Below are 23,130 nucleotides of genomic sequence, written 5' to 3'. Positions count from 1 at the left end.
ACCCGGACTTCCCCTGCCCCTCCCCGGATGATGAGCCCCCATGAATGATTCGAACGCTCAAACATCGTTGGACCACAAATTGGCGATGCCGATGTTTGTGGTCACGCTGCTTTGGCTGGGACTGGCCGGGATCGCGATGCATCTGCTCTCGGACATCGATGGTCGGTATATCCATGTTTCCATTTACTGTGGAGTCGCAATTCTCGTGCTTTGGCTCGCTTATTTCGCAGAGGCCATCACGCATTGGAGAAATGGATCTGCGCAGATGCGGCAACACCTCAAAATTTGCCTGTTCCCACCGCTGAGGCTCGGTTGCAGAGATCACCGGACAGGAACCACTGTCTGGATTCCCGGGCTCGGATGGCGGGTCGCGACCGACGATCTCGCGAACGAAATCGATTTCAAACTCAGCTATGCGATGATCGCCATGGCATTGCTCGTGCTCCCCTTGCTTGGCGTCGAATACATTTACACAGATCAAATTAAGGCCAATCGAACTTTTGGTCTTATCGTACAGATTGCGCAAGCTTTCATCTGGTTTGCTTTCGCAGGCGAATTTTTGTTGATGATTACTCTGGTCTCGAAGAAAATCCGCTTCATCAAGGAACACTGGCTCGACCTGGCAATCATCTGCCTGCCGATGATCGCGTTCATGCGTATCTTTCGACTTGGTGGGTCACTACGGTTAACGAGGCTATCAAAAACAGCGAAGGTCTTTCGGCTCCGTGGGACAGCTATGCGTGCCTGGAGAGCGATCCTCATTCTGCAAATCGTCGACCGCATCATTCACCGCGATCCACACAAACGTTTGCGAGTTTTGAAGAACCAGATCGCAGAGAAAAAGCTCGAACTGGAATCTCTTCAAGAACAAGCAGCATTGGTCAAAAACCGAATTGCGGAACTGGAAGAAAGCGAGTCCGCCGTCAAAACTATCTCAGACTCGTAACTCTTCTGCATCGAGATGGCTCCATTGGGAAGTGCATGACGTCCGCGAGTTCTCATCACTTCAAAAACATGGGCAAGCGTGGCTTTTGCTTTTGATACAATCCCCGTGATTTTTCTACCTCGTTCACCCGTCTTTAAGGGACGCACACCGTGGTCACACTGATGTTGATGCTTGGGCTGATTGTTCTGACACTCGGCGCCGAACTGCTCGTCCGTAGTGCGACCAAACTGGCGAGTGCAGCCGGAATCTCACCGTTGGTGATTGGCCTGACAGTTGTCGCATTCGGAACGAGCGCCCCCGAACTTGTTGTCAGCCTTCAATCGACGTTGTCGGGGCAGCCTGATGTGGCACTCGGCAATGTACTGGGCAGCAACATCTTAAACATCCTGTTCATTCTTGGAATCTCGGCTGTAATCGTACCGCTTGTGGTCTCGCAGCAGTTAATTCGTTTTGATGTCCCGCTCATGGTGGGGCTTTCGGTTCTCGTCCTGATACTTGCTCTCGATGGTCACATTGGAAGGCTCGATGGATTGCTGCTCACTGCAGGATTGATCTCGTATAACTTTTGGGCCGTCTGGAAAAGTCGCAAGGAACAAGCTGTCGTTAAAGCCGAACATGAAGCGAATTTTGGCGTCGCCGAGAAGGCTTCAGATCTTCGTGGCATTCTGCTGAACCTCGCCCTCCTCATCGCTGGACTCGCGCTGTTGGTTCTCGGTTCACGATGGTTTGTTGAAGCAGTGACGACGATCGCCCGGAGCCTTGGCGTCTCAGAACTTGTGATCGGTTTGACCGTTGTGGCAGCGGGAACATCGCTGCCTGAAGTTGCGACATCAATCATGGCTGCGATTCGAGGAGAACGGGATATTGCGGTGGGGAATGTCGTCGGCAGCAACATCTTTAATATTCTGGGAGTCCTGGGGATCTCAAGCCTGGTTTCCGCCAATGGTATTGGCATCTCCGACATGGCGCTTCGACTCGATATCCCGGTGATGGTTGCAGTTGCCTTCGCTTGTCTCCCGATCTTCTTTACGGGACACATGATTTCCCGCTGGGAGGGTGGCTTGTTCCTGGGGTATTACATCGCCTATACCGCCTACCTGATTACGGCGGCGACAATCCCTTCTATGCCCCGGACATTTGGGACAGTGATGCTGGGCTTCGTCATTCCGCTCACAACCATCACGCTTGCCATCACCGTTGTTCGTACGATTCGCCAGAACGCTCACTCTGAGAGAGATTCACAAAGCTCGTGAATGTGCAGAACGCTCGGATCTTTTCACAGTGCGGTGCAATCAGCATGGCTCAATTGCGTTTGAACACTCCTGACTACGAGGGTCCGTTTGAAACCAATTTCAGTCATGGTGAACCAAGGAATTTCGTGGATCACCAATCATCGACAGCGGACAGAGAGCGTCGACTCACCGGCTGGACTGGAATTTCAACCCGTAAAATGCCAGACTGAACGAACGACTTTTCGTGAAGATTCATTCATGTCCAAAATGACAAGAGGGGACATCCTTCCCTCTTCTTAGTTGCGAACACAATGCAGCATCGATGATCCGTGGGTGCTGTTCTTCGCGTGACATTTCAAACACGTTCTTCATCTCAATCATCTACCGCGTTTCAGGTGCCTCCATGATTCGAAAAGTGATGCGGACTCTTTCGCTGTTCACTCTCATCTTCTCTCTGGGCTGTGGCGGTTCAAGCTCCTCTGCTCCCTCCAATGACAACGCGAGTGACAATCAGTCAAGCCCCGATTCCCCCGCAGGTGAAGATGGGATGGGAGAAGCTGGGATGGATGAAGGCGGAATGGCCCCAGAGATGGCGGGTGCCGAGATGGGAATGGATGATCCGGGGATAGCCGGCGAGGCAGTGACCGACTCTGGAAGCTCGTCATCAGGAGAGCCAGGCGATCCCGAAATGATGAGTGCAGAGATGAATGAACCGGGCGCCGAAGGAGACATCGGTGGCGTCGATGGATTTGGTGGTCAACCTCGTAAACCACCTCGTCCGGCGAAAACGACAGAGTGGACTCCGGAACAGACCATTGAAGCCATCGCCGAAGGTGATGCCAAAGTTATCGAAATCATCAATACCTTCGCTGAGCAGAAAATCGGGCAGGCTTCAGCGGTCGGCCAGTTCACAACGTGGGTCGCAGCACTCACGAAAGCCCCACAGGCCGGAGGTGCCACTCATGGTGGCGAGGGTGGCAGCGGTGGAGAAGCATTCATCGAGACTGCTGGAGAGATGGAAGGAGCGGGGATGGACGGCTTTGGCGGTGAAGGGTTTGGAGGACAACGTGGGCCATCCGGAAAAGAAAAAATTGCGCGAGCACTTCTGGACGGTTTAGCGTTGAATGGAAGCAAAGGGGCGAACGCTGCGGTCGAGCAAGTCTTTCAAGGGAAAATCGACCTTGGAGTCCCTCAAGACAAGTCCATGGAATGGGCGATGGTCGCACTCATGAAGAACCTTTCGCCTGCGAACCAGTCGTCTCAAGCCTTGCTCTGGAAAGCCCTCACGGTCCCCAGTGCTTCTCCCCCGGAAGTTGCCACAGATCCAAAGGCTCCACCCAAAAAGAAAGAGAAATCACTTCAGGAACGTGCCAAGGATTTGCATCTTGGATTTGCAGTTGCAGCGATGAACAGCCTGATTGGTGCGGAAGCCCCGCCAGCCAATGCAAGGCAAAACAATTTCGGAATGATGGGTTCTGGGGAGATGGAAGGGTTTGAAGCTTCCGGTGGAGAGATGATGGAAATGCCCGGAGGCCCCGGAGCGAACGGAGCTCCACAGGGGAACAATCAACCGCCTGCGAAGCCTCTTCAGATTCCGCATGTCTCTCTCAACCAGGCTGAGGCCGAAGCAGCCGTCTCTTATTTATGGGGCGAACAAATGGTCGGCCTAGCAACGTCGATGCTCCAAAAGAATCCAAATTCAGCAGAAGCTCTCGTCTTCGCAGCTGCCATCCCGTTCCCGGAGACTCGCGATGCTGTGGAATCAGTCTTCAAGGAAAATCAAACGAAGTCACCAAGGCAATGGCTTCAGCAACAACTCTTCGAGAAACAACTGACTGACCCAGCGATTCACGTTTTCGCCAAGTTGGCTCCACGCGAACAACGCGCCGGCGGAAGCAACCGTGGAGCAGGCGGAAGTGGTGAAACTGGAGGAGCTGAAGGTCTCACAGGAGCAGAAGGCTCCGCTGGTCCGGCCCGCCCAAGACCTGGACGACCAGCCAAGAAAAAAGAAGAGCCAGATCCAGAAGCAATCGCACGCAAAGAAGCAAGCTATGACTGGATGGAAGCGAGCGAAAAATCGCTACTCTCGCTCATGGACCGCATGTACGAAGGAGCACTCAAACCGGATGCTCAGACTTATGTCGCTTCCGATCTTCCATTTTCAATTCACAAAGGTGCGGAAGTCACGACATCACTCCGATTCACACTCCCGGGTGAGTCGGGCGCCTTGCAATCAGCAGAGTCGACCATCGTCAATTACGTTCGGATCGAATCGAGTCGAATGAATCAGAGAACTGTTCAGCATTACCGAAGTGCCTTACGGGATGAAGACGTACTAACAATCCTCGGCGGCAACGGAATGTGGATGGACGGAAAAGTGAAGCCGAACAAAAAATCAGGCACTATTCGGTCGCTCGACATCCTGCTTTCCAAAAGTAACGCTCGCCCGACAAAGTCTAAACCCAATCAAAATGGACAAGCCGGAAACGGCTCGGGAAGTTCTGACCCTGGATCAGCGGAGACTGGCCTCGCTGAGGAAAACTTCGATGGTGGTGGCGGCGGTGCTGGAGGTGGCGCAAAATTCGTCGTAGAGATCCTCGTCGTCGAAATTCCAGATGGCGAAGAACCAGAAGAAGGTGAAGCCCCCAAAGTCTCCGCTCTGACCAACTCAGCAATCGAGTAGGAAGCAGGAACTCTACAGATTATTTCGCTCACTCCCCGGTGACTCACTGGAAGCTAGGAACATCTTTCGAATTGGCTTGCAGGTTCTACACCGACACACCTTGTAGAGCGAACTGTGTAGAGCAAACTTCTCTACTTTGTTGGGTTCTCGTACCAGATCAGCCCTAAATTGTCACGCTCTTCGCAGGTCACGAGATCCAAATCCCCGTCACCATCAAGGTCGAGCATCTGGATCAAATCAAATTTAACTCCGTGCTCGGTCCCACTGATGTCAGTTGGGGTCCACTTGCGATTCTGTACAGATTGACCAGCAGACAACCACCCGGCTCCGATTTTCTTCGCTGCATGTTCGCAGGTATAAACCAGATCGTTCTTTCCATCCAAGTCGACATCAGCAATGGCAATGCCTTTTCCGCTGCCGGTTCCTGCAGGCAAATCGACTTCGTGTAATGTCCATTTCCTGCCAGAGGAATCGACTCGCTCAAACCAGGTGATTGGGCCATCCTTCACAGTCGTGGCGATGTCGAGTAGTCCGTCCTGATTGACGTCCCCCAATGCCAGGAACATCACCTCTCGATCGGTTCCCCCTACCGTGTGACGCCTCCATGCCTGAACCGGCTCATTCTTCTTCTCTGTGTCCTTTTCCTCTGGGTCCTTTTTCTCTGGGTCAGTCTCGTTTTCTAACCAGTGCACACCACGAGTTTTTGATTTTCGGTCGCTGTAAAGAATATCCAGATCTCCATCGCCGTCCATATCGACAGTCTCGATCGACATCACCCACCCCACATCTGCCAGCGGTTGCCACTTCCAGTCATCGAGATTGCGTGCATCACGCGGGCTCTTCAGCCAGCCGATCTTTGCCCTCGGTCCTTTTGCAGCGACGATGAGATCGGTTCCATTTTCTCCATCAACATCCATCGGAGCTGCAAACATCCACATCGCGACCTTTTCCGTGGCGGGGATCGACTGAGTTTGCCACTTCGAAAGATCTTGGCTTCCCCAGTGAACAAAAACAGTTCGCGTTTTTCCTTCGCAACAGCTGATCACATCTACATTCCCGTCTCGATCAAGATCGACAAAGACTGCATCTTCTGGAGATTTCACCTGACCAACTGTCACCGCAGGCCATGCTTTTTTTGATAGCTGAGTTCCGGGGTGTGTCGCGACACGAATTTGCCCCCCTTCTTCCCACCCTGTCACCAAATCCGGAAGGCCATCTCCATTGATGTCCATCACGCGGACACCATCTGCACCGCGAGAGCTTTGATCAATCGTGTGTCGTATCCATTCTGCTTGAACAGGAACCACGAACCCAGCGAGGACTAACAACACCCAGCAAGAAACAGATCGCATTGTCATGAGTCTTTCTCCTGTCAGAATTTCGCCGGAGACTTGAAGTAACTGGCGAAACATTTCACTTGTCCAAAAAAAAGCCACGTCATCAAGATGACGTGGCTTGGTATCCTCAGAGATTTTCACGAACTCAAAGACTACTGCAGATTCTCGTCGGCGAAGTTGGCGAGCAATACGCCGACTGCTTTGAGAATACCCTGATGCATTTTGCCTGTCCCGATAATCTCACCTTTTTCATTCACTTTCATCAACAAGCTGATGGTGTCGTTTTCACCTTCCATTGTGCCGACAACCTTGTCGACCCAGTCAAAGGTCAGAAACGCTCCGGCAGCCTGCCGAGCAGGACGATCACCTTCTGTTTCGCCCGTTTCGTCTTCCCCTTTTTCTTTCTTTCGCTCCGCGCGGCTGGCTTGGCGTCGATTCACCATTTCCCCAATCACGCTCGATTCATCATTGAACAGATTGTTCATCGATTTCACGAGTGGACCAACCTGAGCTTCCATCGAAAAGACGACACTTGAACTTTTCACATCTTTCGCAGTCCGAACAGCTTTGATCCTCTCGGAAAGCTCATCTTTGGCAGTCGCGCCAAATGCCAACCAGAAAGCTTTATCACTAGCTGCCAGATAAATAATGCCGTGTGATTCACCATATAACTCGGCAAGAGCCTTAGGAGCTTTCCCTCCCAGGTCGAGCTTATGAATCTTCACGCCTTCAACATCTGCGATATCTTTCTCAATTTTCCAACCTTCACGAGACGCCGGAAGTTCGTCAATTGATTTCAGAATTTGCTCCTGCCCCTGACAGCGTACACCGAGCAGGAAAGTGTGAGCATCACCTGATGGAATGATATCGAGGAACGCATCGAGAACACCCAATTCAGCACTCTGTTGCAGGACTTCCTTCAGTAGCTCTGCAGACCGGATGCGAGATTTTTTCTCACCTTCCGAGACCGACTTGTCTTCTTCAACCTGTTCTTTCGCAACCGTTTCTGAAAGTTGATAAATCTCTTTCAAGCTGGCGACAACATCGTCGCTGAACATGAAGTTGACGCGAGTCGCCAGTAGCGATTTCTCGACGGTTTCGACAGGAGTAAAATAGCTCGGCTCGTCACGTACGCGAAGAATGTCTTCTTGTAGCTGCGTCTTTTCGATTGCAGAGAAGAATAGCTCGGTCAGTGCGACATTCTTTTCTCGATCAAGCTTTCCGCCCAGGACAGTTTCCTGACTCTCGACAAACCATTGTTGCAACACACTCAACTGTTGATTGAGGACAGCTTTTCGAAGTTCATAGGCCTTTTCTGTTTCGTCAGGCCGTTTCTCGATTCCATCCAGAGACGTTGTTTGCATCTTTTCAAATGCTGACTTGCGGGTCTCGAGCTTGCTCTTGGAATTATCCAGTTTCGCAAATAGCAAATACCCCTTCTTGACCATTTCTTCGTGCAATTTCGCGGGGTGCCCCATCCCTTTGGGAATGGCTTCCTTTCGCGGAAACATCGCAGTGTATTCCGGGTCTTTCAAGACACGCAGCCATCCTTCATAAACGGTCCCGCTGAGCTCATAAAGATCACGATCACGGCGATCCCTTTTCGATTCGATTCCGATCGGATCAAGGTTATCGTTCAGAAACTCATCCAGGTCCGAGATCGGAACAATCAGTTGAAGTTCCATTCCGTTTTTTTCACTAAAAATCGGATCAAGCCGGACTGCTTTCGTAGGGTCCACGCCGTACAAAAAGATATCAATGTTCGGAAAGATATTGTCTTGAAACGAATCATCCCGATCCGCAATCTTCGAAACAATGTGCTCCAGGTCTCCAATGAGCAATTCAGAACTGCCCAGCCCTGAAATCACTCGAATTTCGTCCTCCTGAGCAGCGGCCTCTCTGGGTGCAATGCCGGTCGCTCCTAAAGCAAGCGATAACAACGCCACAAAACAGGAGGTGGAAACATGACTATAGTATGATTGTGTGAAGAGTGGTTTCACTCCGTTCCCCTCATCGATGATTTGAAATCGCTTCTCATAACGAGACGCGAATGTAAAGTGTTTGAAAGATGTCGAATGTGACGATTATCACATATTTGTGAGAATAGGCAAATGCGAATTCATGAACAAGTTGGATGCAATAGGAGTTTTGTCGATCCAAATTCTGGGAGAAGAGAACACTGCTCATTCAGAAAACCTGAATTCGTCCCGATCAACGAGTTTCCGCTGATAAACTCGTCAAAACTAGCCCGGATCCCGTAGAATAAACCAACGGACTGAATGTTCAGGAGCTTCCGACCGATCCAGCTCTGACGCCACAATAAAAAACTTCCTCAGATCAAGGAACACCCATGTCTAATAGTACACGTCGAAGTTTTCTAAAGACGACTGCCACAGCAGCGTTGGCCACCAGTTCCCTTCCAACACTTTCAAAAATTGCCTCAGCACAAGCTGTCAACAAAAATAGTGAAATCGGCATCGGTGTGATTGGCCTTGGCGGACGTGGGAACGCGCTCGCTCAAGGATTCCAAAGTGCAGTTGGGGCAAACGTTGTCGCTGTCGCTGACCCGGATGAAAAGCATGCCAGCGATGCCGCGAAAAGATACGAGGCTGCTTCGTACAAAGATCTCCGAAAACTCCTCGATGATCCGAACGTCGACGCCGTCGCCATCGCAACTTGCAATCACTGGCACTGCCTGGCAGCGATCTGGGCCATGGAAGCTGGCAAAGATGTTTACGTTGAAAAACCACTCTCACACAGCCAATGGGAAGGCCGACAAGTCGTCAACGCCGCTCGGAAGTACAACAAAATCGTCCAGCTCGGAACTCAACAACGTTCCGACCCCATGCAGGCCGAAGCGAAGAAATTCCTGCATGAAGAAAAAGCACTCGGGAACATCATCTACGCGCAAGCCAATCGACTCGGCCCACGTGCCAGCATCGGGAAGCGCGACACACCATTGCCGATTCCAAAAGAAGTTGACTACGACCTTTGGCTCGGACCGGCTCAAGACGAACCGCTCTACCGAAACAAGTTTCATTACGACTGGCACTGGGACTGGAACACCGGTTCGGGTGAGATGGGCAACTGGGGCGTCCACGTTCTCGACGATGTCCGCAACGTCGCCTATCAGGATTCCGTCACCACACCAAAACGAATCCTCTCCTGCGGAGGACGTGTCGTCTGGAACGATGCGGGTGACTCACCCAACGTGCATTATGTCTACTTCGACACCGGCTCGTTCCCAACCATCATCGCACTGAGCAACCTGAACAAAGCTCCGGGGAAACGTGGTGGCTGGAGTTCCAAAGCAGACCGCCCGATGAACGGACCAGGTTCCGGCTACGTCGTCGCGTGCGAAGGAGGGTACTACCTTGGTCAACGTGGTCGGGGAGTCGCTGTCGATAAAGATGGGAAAGAGATCAAAGTCTTCAAAGGGGGAGACATCAACTCCCTGCACAAAAAGAACTTCCTCGACGCCATCAAATCCCGCGACCGTGACAGCCTCAACGCTGAAGTCGAAACGGGACATATCTCAACCGGCTGGTGCAACCTGGCGAACGTCGCCTCACGTGTCGCAGGAGCTTACGATGCAGAAACCGTCCGCAGTATCGCTCCCGATTTCAAACCCTGGCACATGCTTCAGGAGAACATGCGAGAAAACCTTAAGCCATTCGGGATTACTGTGAACAGCGGCGAAATCAAGATGAGCCCCATCCTCACCCATAACCCCGAAACCGAACAATTCGAAGGCGACCACGCCTACGGAGCAAATGAACTCCTCAAACGCCAATACCGCGAAGGCTACGAGGTGAAAGAGATCGGCTAAGGTCTAGCGCATCTTTCGTATTGGTCTTCAGGTGCTGCCAAGAATTAAAAATAGGGAGCCACCTCAATGGGTCGGCTCCCTGTTTTTTGTTGAAACGATTTTTTTGTTGAAACGATTTTTTTGTTGAAACGATTTTTTTGTTGAAACGATTTTTTTGTTGAAACGATTTTTTTGTTGAAACGATTTTTTTGTTGAAACGATTTTTTTGTTGAAACGATTCGACAGTTTACTTGGACGTCAATCGTAGATCGGCTCCTTGCAGTCCACTTTCCGGGACAGAAATTCTCAGCTCTGTTTTTACAGGATCGCTATACTTCGCTGGTAAAATCTGTTTGGGTGTTTTGGAATTGGTGCGTGCTCTTCGACTGACTGGCCGAACGGCAGCGGCGGCGGCCATTTGACCTGCGTCGAGTCCTTCAGTCGGATCGAACAGCGACAAATCCCCCTCCCATTTGGTCACATAGACTTTATTCACCCCCGGCAGAGTTCCGGCGATCAACTCGTAATTTCCTTCCTCATCTGTTTTCGCAGAACTCGATCGCTCATCTGTGAAGAAGTGGACTTCCGCGTTCTCCAACGGAACACCATCGACCAAGATTTTCCCGGCGACCGGGACCATCGACGAATTCCCACTAAAACCACAACCGGTCAGGACAAGAGCACAAAACGTCATTCCCCATGGCAGGTAAGTTTGAAACCGCAACATTGTAATTTTCCTCTTCGAATCGGGTATGCAAAATTTCATTGTGAATAAAACTAACGTCGCAGAGCGTTTAGAGCATCTTTCGAATTGCTTTGCAGGATCTGTCCCGTAGCGAACAGCATTTTCATTCGCTAGAGAACTGCCTTCTTCACGGGCACACCGCAGAGCAAACTGCTCTAGAATTCTCCAATGACTTCTCCATCGTGGATGTAATTGAGATAGCAGAACGTTCTATAATCCATATTCTCATTGAGAAAACGGGCTGAACCATCCCCCATGAGAAACTGACCTCCACCGGTATGCAGGCTGTTAAACACCCAGGCATAGCTTCTGCCTAGTGAGTCATTGTTGTAAGCAGCATTCAAGTGCCAGTTTGATGAGTAGGGTGTGAACGATGCCGGATCCCGCATGTCATCTCCACTCACAACGCGACCATGTACCGAGGTATGTGTTCCAGAAAGTCCCCAGGGACCGTAGTGCTCAGAAAGTTTGTTCTCGGGGCCGCCGACACCTTCTCCAATCAGAACCGTTTGTGAAGTCCCATCGGTAAGGTCACGCATTCGGGCAGCTCCGTTGTTTCCGAACGCACCAAGACGCGGATCTCCACTGTTTGCTCCATAGTTCGAGCTGTAGTCTGTGAAATACCCAGTCGCAAAGAAGTAATTCGCTCGATTCACATCGTTGCGTGAATAGAAGGTCGTCGTTCCTGCTCCGTAGTCTGAGGTCTCAACCCCCGCTGTCGGACATTCCAACACATTGAGTTTCGTACTGACGGCCTCTGCGTTGACGGCATCAGTCTGCTGTACGGGATGACCGTACGGTGAAGACATACTCGAGCAGGCATTGAAGTCGTACTGGTTGTACAAGCCAGCCTGATCAATATATGGCAAGAGAAACACCCAGCCCGTGGTATTCAGAACCCCTGGACGATTTGCACCATAGTAAGTCGCATCGTTGTAGCGCCCGGAATTCAGCAGAGCCGGTGGAAAGACATTCATTGTGTCGTGATAGTTATGAAGAGCCAGTCCCCACTGCTTCAAATTGTTTTTGCATTGAGTTCGTCGTGCCGCTTCGCGAGCCTGCTGTACCGCTGGCAGCAACAGTGCCACTAGAATCGCAATAATGGCAATGACCACCAGAAGTTCGATAAGAGTAAAACCACGTGATCGATGACGCGTAAACATTGAGAGCTCCTTCAGGAGAGAAAAGGTCCGCAACTGCGGAATGAATTCAAGGAGGGATCGCTTTCTTGAAGCATCAAACTCCGAAATCGAGATAAGCAAACGACGTACCAAGTCACATCCCCAGCCTCGAATTCAGACTTCTCCATCGCACGAAAGAAACAATATCTCGCACAATTCCTGTGGTATCATTGAAACTTTCACGAGCTCCACGCTTTAGAAATCCAATGTGTGAGAATGATTTCAGAGAGACTCTTACCGGTCGCGAACGCCCAGCATTTCACCACCCTGCACAAGCGATATGCTTAAGAATGTTGATGCGACGATGTCACTCAAAGCATCGCGCCACAAATCAACTTGAGAGCGTAGAGACTGAGAAATCAGTTGAAACAGCACAGGCACCAGCAGCCACGCCCCCCTGCCCGACCGGCACTGTGGAAAGTAGAGATGAACAAAACCATCGAATCCCAGCAGTTCATTAATACGCCAAGTCGTGTTTCGTCGAAGACTCTCCGGTTCTGCGGCAAGCTCCGCTTTGGAAAGCAGGGTTCGAGTCGCCAAGATGGACTTTAGGGCATGAAGTGGAACAACGTCGTAGTTGCAAGTGGTGATGTCACCGGTCGCCTTTTGCTGAAGTATGTCTTGCCTGTGGTTGAACGACTTGACTCTCTTCTTCGCTCATATGTTGCTGAATCATTCCACGTCAACTCGGCATTCGCCACGCCCATTACTCCACTACGTTACGTGCTGGGCGTGCCACTTAACGCCGTTAACCGTGTTTTCCGAATTGAAAGAAGTCTTGATGCAGACGCGTGGCACGCTCAGACTGGAGCGGAGCGTAAGGATGGGCGTGGCGAATTTCGTGTTGACTCTCATTCTTCCACCATTGGTACTGTTCTATCCATTTGAAGCGGGACGTTTTCTTCTCCTGCGTACCAGCGAGCACTCGACCATTCCCAATCAACAGCTGCCTCGACAAGTTCACTTCGTATGATCTCTTCCGAGAAACTCCGACGCACACGCCTGGGAGACTCAGCAGAACGATTGGACTTGGACATAGTGACTTCCTTCCTGAGAGTTATAAACTCTCTTTCAGCCGCCCACTTATCAGTGGGGATAGGGCACTGCTTGTCTGCGTACGTTACTGTTTGGGGACAGCTGTTTTTATCAAAAAGAAAGTGGCATATCCGAGCGGGAATGCGAGGAGATTCCACGGTGGAATGATCATCACGATCATCGCTGCGACGATGGCGAGTCGTTTTGATGATAAGAGATGTGATTGTCTTAAGATGGTCAGACCAGCGAGAAGAGTCACGATCAGGCAGGCGAGCAATGCTCCTTCGAAGGCGAAGCGGACCGGGTCGTCTATGTGAGAAAAATCAGGAAGAAAATTGAGATCCCACCCTGAGCGAAACAGTAGCCAGTCGACGGACAGCAGGCTCAAAAATCCGAATAAGGAATAGGCGATCAAGCCTCGGGAGCACCATTTCAAGAGTCCGGGAGACCGCATTTCAAACTGTTCATCGGACTGCGGTGTCATCCAGTAAGCGATAAAGATCACTAACAGGGAGACGGATCCAAGTAGCCAGGTGATGACAAAGGCACTTTGTAATGTTCTTTGCACTTCCCTGTCAGTGCTGACGGAATGACTCACGTACCCTTTGTCAGTTGCAGTGAAATACTGCTCATCAAAGAACGTGTCAACGGAGGGGAAAGTGACTTCGTGATTTCGGTCTCTCTCGATGCCTCCCGTTTCAAGCAAGAGGTGAACCTGCTGGTCAAGATGTTCGATTTCTGATTGGACCATTGGATCTTGAACATCGATTCCAGCTTCCGCCATCCATTTTTTCAGAAACTCCGGCGACAACAGTTCGTTTTCTCGCCAGATGCCGACACGGTTATTCGGCGGGGCAATTGAACTGTCGAGGTAGAATTCGTGTGTCAAATGGCGCTGACGTTTACTGGAGGGATGTGGAATGAGTTGGAGCCTCATGCCAGAGCGAGGACTTTTTTTCAATGGCAGCTTTTTCCCATAAGTCGTTCCAGACTCCGAGACAGTGACTTGAATGCCTTCATACGCACCTGAGTGTGGAACCAGTGTCCCTGCAGTTGTGTCACGTATGTGGTATGTGGCTGGGGCGTATCGCTCGATCCAATATTCTTCCACGAAAAATGCAGCCGATCCCCACATTGCGCTCCAGATGGCAAGGCCAAGAAAGAGCGGCAGGATCGCCTGGAACTTCCGAAGCAAGGATCTGAAAAGCCAAACGACTCCATCAAGAATGCGTGACTTTTCGTTCCACAATTTCATGAACAGTGAGACAACACTCCCCCAGAATGATTTGACCCAACTCCAGATTGAGGAACATTGCCGAGCTGCATCTGTCTCGTTCCAGGGAACTTCTTCAAACTCACTTTCGATCTCTGGTTTCCAAAGTGTGTCGAGTCTTGCGAACAAGAAGAGAACGATCCAGTTCGCGACGCACAACATCGACAGAGGAAGTGAGGCCACCACCGTCAGCCACTGTGCCAGTTGCAGGTTTTGCCGACGAAGAATCAAGTGTTTCAGAACATACAGAGCAGAGCCGCTGACCAATCCGAAGATGAACAACAGATTCACACCGGGAAATGGGAGCAGTATTAAGGCTCCAAGAAGATTGATGGTACACAAAAGGAAAATGTAAACGGTTCCATTGTGCAAGCTTTTGAGTCTCTTTTCTCGGGACTCTTCAGGTGAGTCTGCTCGGCTTGAGGTTGCCTTCAATTGTTGGCCGGTCAGCTTTTCGTACAGGTAAGAACCGTATGTTTTTCTGGACGAGTCAGCTCCTTGCTGCTGCTCTGGTGATGAAGAAATACCTTCGACCGCGGTTTTGACTTCACTGACTTGTTGGTATCGACTGGCTGGTTCTTTATGCAAAGTACGTTCAACCACGTCATCGAGTCGTTTGTCACCCGCTGTTTTCTCTGATGGACGCGGAAACCGGCCGAGTGGGAGTTCTCCAGTCAGCATTTCGTAGATGACGACGCCGAGCGAGAAAATGTCTGCACGGTGGTCGACTTCAGTCGGATGTTCGAACTGCTCGGGCGCCATGTAATGTGGCGTCCCCATAATCTGCCAGGTTCCGGTGAGTGAAACTTGATCTGGCACTCCCGAGAGTTTGGCGAGACCAAAGTCCGCAATTTTGACCCAGCCTTCCTGTGTGATCAAAATGTTTTCCGGCTTGATGTCCCGGTGGACAACTCCGCGATCGTGGGCGTATTGCAGAGCTTCGCAAATTTTTGGGACAATCATCAACGCCTCAGCCGGCTTCAGTTGAGCGGATCGCTCCAGCTGCCGGAGATTCGTTCCGTCCACGTATTCCATGACCAGAAAGTAGAGATCGTCTTTTCTTCCAAAGTTGTGAATCGTAATGATGTTCGGGTGGTTCAACTGAGCGAGGGTTCTCGCTTCGCGTTGAAACCGCTCTGCAAACGAGGGGTCTTTCTCGATGTCAGGTCGCAGAATCTTCAAGGCGACCAAGCGATCCAGCTCTTTTTGTTTCGCCTTGTAAACAACCCCCATCCCGCCATGACCAATGAGCTCGAGGATTTCGAAGTCCGGGAAGTATGGGGAAAGTTGTTCAGCTGTGGGGGCAATGAAGGTGGGATGGTACGGCCCTGTCTCTGTTCCGGGGTTGGGGACACTGTCGAAACCGAGTTGTAGCAAACACTTCGGACACAGTCCTGAAACGGCATCTGCGGGGAGTTCTGCTCCGCACTGCGGACATGCTGCGACTTGCTCACTCATTGCGGTCTCCCGGTACTTTGATGACATTGTTTATTCATCATGTACTAAGGATTTCCCGAGTGATGGTTACAAGAGAATCTGGAATTTTGTCCCGAAACGAATTTTACGCTCGACGAAAACTCACTGAATCGGAGCAGTTATCGCACGATGGCGTGTTGAATTGCAATAGAATCAAAAATGAGATGACATGCAGAGTGGTCTCTGAACTCCCTCTGTGCCTCGGTGTTGAATTCTTTCTTGATAATTTTCATTCACGGATCAGTCTGAAGCACCAATTTTATTGACCTAAGATAGAAATCAACCATTTGAGTTCGTCGTCGACATCTTCTTTGCGTTCACATTGAAGAGTCTCTGCGATTTCGGACCTGAGGATGGTTCGATAACGTTTTCTCATCCGGTAGGCAGCCACTTTCACCGCGGTTTCATTAATAGCGAGCGATTCTGCGATCTCAACATACGGACGCGCATTGGGGAGGTCAGTGAAGTGGGGGATGAGGCGTTCGTACAATTCATTTTTTCCGCTTGAAACATACTCTTGTTTCAGGCGTGAGATGGCGGTTTCAAGAAGTGCCAGCGCCCACTGCCGTTCGAAGAGTTGATCGGGCGATTTTAAATCAAACGGAGAGATCTGGTAGCGCGACTCGCCTTGTGACATATCGATCGACAAGTGTTGTCGGTTGCCACCTCGTTTGATTGCCTCTTGAGAACGATGTTGTCCCGTGCAAAAGTTTCGAAATGACTTTAAAAGAAACGAGCGAAACTTTCCTTTCTCTGAGTCTGCTTTTTGAAGAAACGAACCGCCAAGCAGTTCAACAAAAAATCCTTGAACCAGTTCTTGAGCATCGGCTGCCTGGTTTCCCTGCTTGCGTGAAAAAGCATAGAGAGGGAACCAGTAGATTTCACAGAGTTCCGCCAGGGCGTGATTCACCGATGAGGAATCCTCACCCCGATTCGCAGCTTGAATTAACGTCCAGCGAGTCGATTCAAACCGATGTTGGAACTCGCTCGACGTCATAATGTTCCGATCTGTCAGTGAAGGTAGGGCAGGGGCAGGTTGGCCTTGCTTACAGCGGACTGCGTGCCCCGATCTCTGTGAACCGTGCGAATGCAGTTTCAACATTCTACAATACGGGGACGTCCATCAACAGTGACGCAGGTTGGGTGAAGCGAATGAGAGCTTTCGGGTACTTTCAACACTGGAAACCGGCGCTGGTATGCAGGAGAAGAAAACGTCCCGCTTCAGATGGATAGAACATTACCAACCATGGGAGAATGAGAGTCAACACGAAATTCGCCACGCCCATCCTTACGCTACGCTCCAGTCTGAGCGTGCCACCCGTCCCGCAGCCTACATCACTGACCTACAGTCACTTTGACCTATTCCGCTGTTCAAAATAGTGCTGCGCATACGTCTCAACTTTCTCAGAATAATGATCTACTTCCATTGCTTCTAAGAACTTAGTTTCGAGAGCTTCGATCTGATGCAAATTATTTACAACTACTTTTCCTCTTACGGAGTCCTTCCTTGGGTATTTCGCACCAAACTGTCTAAGCAATATTTCACAAACTTTGTACAACTCCTCACACTCAAGTATCTTGAAACCAATTAACAACTCTGGCAAAGCACGACCTGAAACGAAGGTTAAGTAAGCTTCTAATCCACCATTTTCCAAATAATTGAAAGATATCGCGGTAATCCATACGCAAATATCTTCGAGACTTGCATCTACTCGACTTGGCCAAAACCCATTTTCTTGCCAGCAGTCGTGAGGGTCATCGCCGTTGCCAAGGCTATCCACAAATTCGTCTAAATAATCTTCCAAAATTATTACTCCATAGTGACGCTGCGTGCCCCGACCTCTGTGAACCGTGCGAATGCAGTTTCAACATTCTACAATACGGAGAGGTCCATCAACAGTGACGCAGGTTAGGTGAAGCGAATGAGAGCTTTCGGGTTCTTTCAACACTGGAAACCGGCGCTGGTATGCAGGAGAAGAAGACGTCCCGCTGCAAATGAATAGAACATTACCAATCATGGAAGAATGAGCGGACCAGATTGAGGCTGGTGTATTTCGTTTGAGGGCGAATTTCGAGTTATGCTATGGTTGGAGTGAACTGTAAATCAGTGGGTCTTACTGCATCCAACGGTTAACGTATTCGGTCCGCATAGCAGACCCTACTTTCGCTTTCATGACGCCGGGGTCGACAGCCCAGTAATCGTGACCGGAGAACATACCGCCTGTTTAAAATAAACGGTCTACAGCCTCTCGTGGTGAAGAAAACCCATCTGGGTGATGCGAATCGACAGCGATCAGTGTTGACGCCGTAGACATCTGTCTCGAAGAGCACAAGAAATGTCCATTTCTGAAATTTCAATCTAAGGTATCATAAGAAACCATTTCACCGTTTCTGTAAACAACATTAACCCAACCATTTATGCAATCAATTTTTTTTACAATCCCATCTCCATTATAAATTCTGCTTACCACCAGTCCATCTCTGTCGTAAGTCTCTCCACTTACAATTGTATATGGATTAATATCATGACTGCCCAACCCTAATGGGTCATCGCTGGCGTAATACCTAGAACGTCCTCTCATTACAACTGTTCCACCAGGGCATTCTTCACGAAATTTGCAAGTCCCATCATCTCTAAAATCTTGGCAATAGAAGGTTTTGTTGTTGTACTCGATAGTCACACTCATGAATTTATTCCCAACCCAGCTATCAGACACAGATAAACCTAGTCCACGATAATGAACCGTCACAACATGAGTTGCATCAAAGAACTCTTGTTTTCTCGTGCGCGATGCTGCGACAGCGACAATGATCAGGAATAAAACCACAATAAAAATATAAGTTTTTAGTCTGTGCTTGCTGTTCATTTTGCAACTTTTGTTAATCGCTAATCGTGTTGGGGTTAATTGAGGTATGATTAAACAGTGGAATCGACTTTATTGAAGCAACCACTGCAAGGTTGCGGATGAAGTTCCCCACGGATAGTGGGGAACTTCACTCCACCCATTCTACTAGCTGGCATTCGTAGGTGTAAGTGGTGATATCACCGGTCACCTTTTGCTGAAGTATGTCTTGCCTGTGGTTGAATGACTGGACTCTCTTCTTCGCTCATATGTTGCTAAATCATTCCACGTCAACTCGGCATTCGCCACGCCAATACTCCACTACGTTACGTGCTGGGCCTGCCACGCCCGGCAGATCATGAGACGTTGCTCCGCTCTCAAATCAGTTCTCGTGGTACGACGCCGCTGGGGAGTAAGTGGACTGGGCGGCCGGAGGGGTCGATGATGGTGTCGTCGACGTTGAGGCCGAGTGCGCGGTAAACGATGGCGCAGAAGTCTTCGACTCCGACGGGGCGAGAAGTCGGGTATTCAGCGTTGGCGTTTGTGCTGCCAATCACTTGCCCGTGTCGATAACCGCCGCCGCTGAGTAGAATGCTTTGAGCCTGTGGCCAGTGATCTCGACCGGCATTCCCGTTGATCTTTGGCGTGCGACCGAACTCGCCGGCAGAGATGACGAGCGTGTCATCCAGCATGCCGCGATCTGCAAGGTCCTGAATCAGCACGCCGACGGCGCGGTCATGCCGGGGCATTTTGGCGTCGAGACCACGTTTGATATTACTGTGATCATCCCAGTACCCGGTATTCAACGAAACAAATCGAACGCCCGCTTCCACTAAACGCCGAGCCAACAACGCCTGCTCGCCCCAGCCTTCACCGTAGCGGTCTCTTGTTTTCTGATCTTCAGCATCCAGGTTGAACGCCTCGCGTGTACGTCCCGACATCAAAATATCGAGTGCCTGAGAGTCGACGTCATCAAGCTGATCAAAGGTCGAAAACGTATCGATCTTTCGCTTCAGCTGGTCCATCTGATTTTGTAACGCAACACGATTCATCACCCGCTCTTGCGTTAAGCCGTCACTGAGTGAAAAGCTTTTGTGATCTCCGGTCGGCAATCTCCCTGCTTCGTTTCCGTAGCTGAACTCTCCGTATCGAAACGGATTCCGTGCAACACCCATCCACGCTCCGCCGTGATAGCCGAATCCACCATCGTTCATATTGACCGAAGTCAGCGCCCCCGGAAGGCGAGGCCCGAGCAAGTGCGAAGCGACCGCCCCCATTGATGGCTGACGCGGCGCACGGTCTGACCCGTTTGCCCCCAATCGACCTGTCAACATCCAGTGAGCTGCTGCCCAGTGATCTCCATTCCCGTGCGAGAAACTTCGAATCACCGAGCATTTGTCCATCACTTTGGCTTGTTCAGGGCAAAGTTCTGAGACATCTAATCCTGGAAGCGTTGAGGCAATCGGCTGCCATGGGCCACGAATTTCCGCAGGAGCGAGCGGCTTCATATCGAAGGTATCAAGCTGCGATGGGCCACCATGCTGCCAGATCATGATTACAGAACGTTTCGACTGTTGTTGAAACGTGCCTGATTCTGCAGCGGTCGCTTCATGCTTCAGCAGCCCAGACAATCCCAGTCCGAGGCCAAACGCGCTCAACGAACCAACTTCGATAAATCGACGGCGATTCATTCCATCGCAAAGTTGCTGCCGACCTGAGCTTTCAATTCGTAACATCGTTATCTCAATTCCAAGGAATACCGCATGACAACTCGGGATTGCATTCTATCTATTCCCTCAACAATGTGTATCGACTGTTGAGGTCGCTGACAATTGCAGAAATCCTGCCAGGAGGGTCTCCACATGAAGTGTATGACAAAAGAAGTGATGTACCCGAAAGTCCTTATCCCGCGATCGGTCCATTTTTCCTGGCGGATTCATACAACCGCTTCCACTGGTCGCTGCCGTCATTTTCAACAAGACGAGTGTCGGCACCATCTTCGAAGAATGGATAACGTTCGCGATTGGCGGCATCGAGCATAAAGTTGACCTTGCCGTTGCTCGCAGTGTAGATCTTTCGACCATCAGGCCAGCTTGTTTCAATGAGGCGTTGCGGCTCGGGCCGTCTTTTCGGTTTCGGTACTTTCAACTTCTCGACAAGATCACGATTGAGTTCGTAACCAATTCCGGGTGCATCGGGAACTCGTGCGTAACCCTCTTCGACCTTAATTGGCTGAACTAGCAAATCGTCTTCGTACAATTGATGACAGTTCACCGCTGGCCAGACTGCCTGCTCCAGTGCTCCCCCAAAGTGAAGCGAAAAGGCTGCGGTCATTCCTGATCCAACAAGTTGCAACCAGAACGGCATTTCTGTTTGCTCACAGAAACGTCCTCGCGAGAGGACTCGCGTTGCTCCACCTCCGATAACAAATCCGTCGCAACACTTCGAACGCACGACAGTTGTTGGAGAAGGCTTGCCATAATGCATCGCAACTTTCACATCGGTCTTTTTCGTGATTCGCTGATTGTCCTTGACCATCGTTTGCGGAATTGGTGACTCAAAGATGTCGGTTTGCGGATACTCAGCGAGACGTTCCAGAATTGGCATTGCGCGGTCGGCGTCGCGCAAGGTGTCATTAAAATCCATATCAATCTTAAATGATTCGCTGACGAGTTTTGTGGCAGCGTCCATTTGGGCGAAGACATCAAACCAGGGACGGCCCTTTGTTTTGTACCATCGGTATCCTGACTGCTCCGCCAACTGACATTCACTCGCCATGTCTTCAGCGATGGTATCGATGTTCCACCAGGAGAGCGGTGTCTTCTCATGAACCTTCTGTCCCATCAATGCATGCACCGGGACGCCTGCTGTTTTGCCGACGGCATCAAAAAGTGCCATTTGCAAGCCGGAGCCGAGCGTATCATCCCACATCATTTCAATGGCACTTCTGCCGATCACCCGCTTCACATCGAGCTCTGAGGGAACGCCCCAGTTATAGTAGAGCAGTGTTTCGCCTGTTCCGGTGACTTGCGACTTGAGTTGAACCTCGCAAAATTCGGTGTATCGCCAGTGTGGAAGTTCCCGATCCATATTCCGTCGAGGAGCTGGTCGATACTCCAGCTTCACCGTGGTTTGCTTCACGTCGACCACTTCATAGTGATGTTCTGAAACCGCACTTCCTTGTGCGAGCAAATTACTGCGGCTCAGCGATGAAAAAGCGAGAACAGATGTTGCAGCGGATTGTGCGAGGAAGCGTCTTCGGGAGGCAAGCATGGTGGGATCCTTATGGAATGGTGGGACTTTGAGTTTAACTTCACCCGAGAAGTCTGCAACCACAATCACTTTTTCACCACGAAGAGTGGCGTTAAGACTGACTTCGAACAGATGAAGTGTCTGCTGAAGTGTCCGGCGAAACGGGAGATTCAAGTCCGGGTGAGTTCAAAACTGTCAGGGTCAACAGCTATGATAGACGAGTGATTTCAGAGTCGTGAATTCAACCCAATGAACTGTATATGGCCACCAGCGACCAAAGCTCCCCCACCCTTGAAGACCTGAAAGAGTTGCAAGCTGCAACCGATCAGTTACGTGAGGAAATTTCGAAGGTTATTGTTGGCCAGAAAGATGTGATTGATCAGATTCTGATCTCGCTCCTTTCCGGTGGACATTCTCTTCTTGTGGGTGTGCCTGGACTGGCAAAAACAATGCTGGTCAAATCGCTGGCTGATGTGCTGGCTTTATCATTCAACCGCATTCAGTTCACTCCCGACTTAATGCCTGCTGACATCACCGGGACTGAAGTCATTCAGGAAGACCGCACCACCGGACAACGTGAATTCCGTTTCATTCCCGGTCCAATTTTCACACAGGTTCTTCTTGCAGACGAAATCAACCGAACACCTCCCAAAACGCAGGCGGCACTTCTCGAAGCGATGCAGGAACGGCAAGTGACCGCGAATGGTCAGCGACACTCTCTGCCCGATCCGTTCTTCGTGCTCGCAACACAGAACCCGATCGAACAGGAGGGAACTTACCCTCTCCCGGAAGCTCAACTCGATCGCTTCATGCTGGAAATCCAGGTTGACTACCCTGATGAAGAAGACGAGTTCGAAATTGTACAACGGCGAACGTCTCGTCAAACCGCAAGCTTGAACAAAGTGATTGATCCGCAACAACTTGTCCGCTTTCGAGAGACCATTCACAGCATGCCGATGGCAGAGCACGATGTCCGTTATGCCATCGCTCTCGTTCGTGCAACACGAACCCAAAAGAATGAAGCTCCTGATGAGATCGGCCAATACCTGAGCTGGGGAGCAGGGCCACGTGCATCGGAATGGCTGGTCCTGGCTGCCAAGGCACATGCTGCAGTCACCGGGCGTGAACTCGCCACCGCCATGAACGTCCAAGCGATGCTCCTGCCGATCCTGCGGCATCGACTCGTTTTGAACTTCAACGCCGAGGCTGACGGACTCACCACTGCGCAGATTGTTCAAAAGCTTATCGAGATTGTCCCCGGTCCCGGTGACGAAGCGTCTCAAAATTTCCTGAAACGCTTCATCACCAAAGTTGGATAA

The 23,130-nt window shown here is 50.6% G+C and carries 17 protein-coding genes; 5 read left to right on the top strand and 12 right to left on the bottom strand.

What is annotated here, in order from left to right; all coding sequences use genetic code 11:
• Positions 1-40 precede the first annotated feature (40 nt).
• The 3 genes from Mal48_RS03205 (at position 41) to Mal48_RS03195 (ending at position 4,861) form a co-directional block, all read left to right on the top strand.
• Positions 41-946 carry a hypothetical protein gene (locus Mal48_RS03205; RefSeq protein ID WP_145196036.1) on the top strand — a complete coding sequence of 302 codons (906 nt, stop codon included), beginning with the start codon at positions 41-43 and terminating at the stop codon, positions 944-946.
• Between the two features lie 149 nt (positions 947-1,095).
• On the top strand, positions 1,096-2,199 hold the full coding sequence (locus tag Mal48_RS03200) for a calcium/sodium antiporter (protein WP_197442002.1): 1,104 nt from the start codon (positions 1,096-1,098) through the stop codon (positions 2,197-2,199).
• Positions 2,200-2,581: 382 nt separating this feature from the next.
• Entirely contained in the window at positions 2,582-4,861 is a 2,280-nt protein-coding gene (locus Mal48_RS03195) for a hypothetical protein (protein WP_145196034.1), read from the top strand.
• 131 nt (positions 4,862-4,992) lie between these two features.
• Here the strand turns inward: Mal48_RS03195 and Mal48_RS03190 are convergent, their stop codons facing one another.
• Positions 4,993-6,219, bottom strand: coding sequence for an FG-GAP repeat domain-containing protein (locus tag Mal48_RS03190; RefSeq protein ID WP_197442001.1), 1,227 nt, complete (start codon positions 6,217-6,219; stop codon positions 4,993-4,995).
• Between the two features lie 131 nt (positions 6,220-6,350).
• Complete coding sequence (locus tag Mal48_RS03185; protein ID WP_145196029.1) at positions 6,351-8,198, bottom strand: hypothetical protein; 1,848 nt, start codon at positions 8,196-8,198, stop codon at positions 6,351-6,353.
• A 350-nt stretch (positions 8,199-8,548) separates the two neighbouring features.
• On the opposite strand from Mal48_RS03185, the gene Mal48_RS03180 reads away from it, so the two are divergent.
• Complete coding sequence (locus tag Mal48_RS03180; protein WP_145196026.1) at positions 8,549-10,027, top strand: Gfo/Idh/MocA family protein; 1,479 nt, start codon at positions 8,549-8,551, stop codon at positions 10,025-10,027.
• 226 nt (positions 10,028-10,253) lie between these two features.
• Here Mal48_RS03180 and Mal48_RS03175 read toward each other — a convergent pair whose 3' ends face one another.
• The 10 genes from Mal48_RS03175 to Mal48_RS03130 form a co-directional block, all read right to left on the bottom strand.
• Entirely contained in the window at positions 10,254-10,733 is a 480-nt protein-coding gene (locus Mal48_RS03175) for a hypothetical protein (protein WP_145196024.1), read from the bottom strand.
• Between the two features lie 173 nt (positions 10,734-10,906).
• Positions 10,907-11,914: a DUF1559 domain-containing protein gene (locus tag Mal48_RS03170; protein WP_145205680.1), complete on the bottom strand. Its 1,008-nt coding sequence runs from the start codon at positions 11,912-11,914 to the stop codon at positions 10,907-10,909.
• 252 nt (positions 11,915-12,166) lie between these two features.
• Positions 12,167-12,472 carry a hypothetical protein gene (locus Mal48_RS03165; RefSeq protein ID WP_145196022.1) on the bottom strand — a complete coding sequence of 102 codons (306 nt, stop codon included), beginning with the start codon at positions 12,470-12,472 and terminating at the stop codon, positions 12,167-12,169.
• 311 nt (positions 12,473-12,783) lie between these two features.
• A complete protein-coding gene (locus Mal48_RS03160) occupies positions 12,784-12,969 on the bottom strand; it encodes a hypothetical protein (protein WP_145196019.1) in 186 nt (61 codons plus the stop codon).
• Between the two features lie 83 nt (positions 12,970-13,052).
• Positions 13,053-15,698 (bottom strand): serine/threonine-protein kinase, encoded by a 2,646-nt coding sequence (locus tag Mal48_RS03155; RefSeq protein WP_197441999.1) that lies wholly within the window; start codon positions 15,696-15,698, stop codon positions 13,053-13,055.
• A 277-nt stretch (positions 15,699-15,975) separates the two neighbouring features.
• Positions 15,976-16,713 carry an RNA polymerase sigma factor gene (locus Mal48_RS03150; RefSeq protein ID WP_197441998.1) on the bottom strand — a complete coding sequence of 246 codons (738 nt, stop codon included), beginning with the start codon at positions 16,711-16,713 and terminating at the stop codon, positions 15,976-15,978.
• 352 nt (positions 16,714-17,065) lie between these two features.
• On the bottom strand, positions 17,066-17,521 hold the full coding sequence (locus Mal48_RS03145) for a hypothetical protein (RefSeq protein WP_145196012.1): 456 nt from the start codon (positions 17,519-17,521) through the stop codon (positions 17,066-17,068).
• Positions 17,522-18,070: 549 nt separating this feature from the next.
• Entirely contained in the window at positions 18,071-18,583 is a 513-nt protein-coding gene (locus Mal48_RS03140) for a hypothetical protein (RefSeq protein WP_145196009.1), read from the bottom strand.
• Positions 18,584-18,936: 353 nt separating this feature from the next.
• Entirely contained in the window at positions 18,937-20,295 is a 1,359-nt protein-coding gene (locus tag Mal48_RS03135) for a DUF1501 domain-containing protein (protein ID WP_145196007.1), read from the bottom strand.
• Between the two features lie 166 nt (positions 20,296-20,461).
• Complete coding sequence (locus Mal48_RS03130; RefSeq protein ID WP_145196004.1) at positions 20,462-21,832, bottom strand: mandelate racemase/muconate lactonizing enzyme family protein; 1,371 nt, start codon at positions 21,830-21,832, stop codon at positions 20,462-20,464.
• Between the two features lie 239 nt (positions 21,833-22,071).
• On the opposite strand from Mal48_RS03130, the gene Mal48_RS03125 reads away from it, so the two are divergent.
• Positions 22,072-23,130: an AAA family ATPase gene (locus Mal48_RS03125; protein ID WP_145196002.1), complete on the top strand. Its 1,059-nt coding sequence runs from the start codon at positions 22,072-22,074 to the stop codon at positions 23,128-23,130.

This window comes from Thalassoglobus polymorphus, assembly GCF_007744255.1.
Taxonomy (GTDB): Bacteria; Planctomycetota; Planctomycetia; order Planctomycetales; family Planctomycetaceae; genus Thalassoglobus; species Thalassoglobus polymorphus.
Note: the sequence above shows the minus strand (reverse complement) of the source record. Positions and strands in the feature narration are given on the sequence as shown.

Excerpts from the sequence above, each read along its gene's own strand:
- Mal48_RS03175 (WP_145196024.1), bottom strand. The coding sequence starts at position 10,733 with ATGTTGCGGTTTCAAACTTACCTGCCATGGGGAATGACGTTTTGTGCT.
- Mal48_RS03180 (WP_145196026.1), top strand. The coding sequence starts at position 8,549 with ATGTCTAATAGTACACGTCGAAGTTTTCTAAAGACGACTGCCACAGCA.
- Mal48_RS03190 (WP_197442001.1), bottom strand. The coding sequence starts at position 6,219 with ATGACAATGCGATCTGTTTCTTGCTGGGTGTTGTTAGTCCTCGCTGGG.
- Mal48_RS03135 (WP_145196007.1), bottom strand. The coding sequence starts at position 20,295 with ATGTTACGAATTGAAAGCTCAGGTCGGCAGCAACTTTGCGATGGAATG.
- Mal48_RS03155 (WP_197441999.1), bottom strand. The coding sequence starts at position 15,698 with ATGAGTGAGCAAGTCGCAGCATGTCCGCAGTGCGGAGCAGAACTCCCC.
- Mal48_RS03170 (WP_145205680.1), bottom strand. The coding sequence starts at position 11,914 with ATGTTTACGCGTCATCGATCACGTGGTTTTACTCTTATCGAACTTCTG.
- Mal48_RS03130 (WP_145196004.1), bottom strand. The coding sequence starts at position 21,832 with ATGCTTGCCTCCCGAAGACGCTTCCTCGCACAATCCGCTGCAACATCT.
- Mal48_RS03205 (WP_145196036.1), top strand. The coding sequence starts at position 41 with ATGAATGATTCGAACGCTCAAACATCGTTGGACCACAAATTGGCGATG.
- Mal48_RS03125 (WP_145196002.1), top strand. The coding sequence starts at position 22,072 with ATGGCCACCAGCGACCAAAGCTCCCCCACCCTTGAAGACCTGAAAGAG.
- Mal48_RS03160 (WP_145196019.1), bottom strand. The coding sequence starts at position 12,969 with ATGTCCAAGTCCAATCGTTCTGCTGAGTCTCCCAGGCGTGTGCGTCGG.
- Mal48_RS03150 (WP_197441998.1), bottom strand. The coding sequence starts at position 16,713 with ATGACGTCGAGCGAGTTCCAACATCGGTTTGAATCGACTCGCTGGACG.
- Mal48_RS03195 (WP_145196034.1), top strand. The coding sequence starts at position 2,582 with ATGATTCGAAAAGTGATGCGGACTCTTTCGCTGTTCACTCTCATCTTC.
- Mal48_RS03140 (WP_145196009.1), bottom strand. The coding sequence starts at position 18,583 with ATGAACAGCAAGCACAGACTAAAAACTTATATTTTTATTGTGGTTTTA.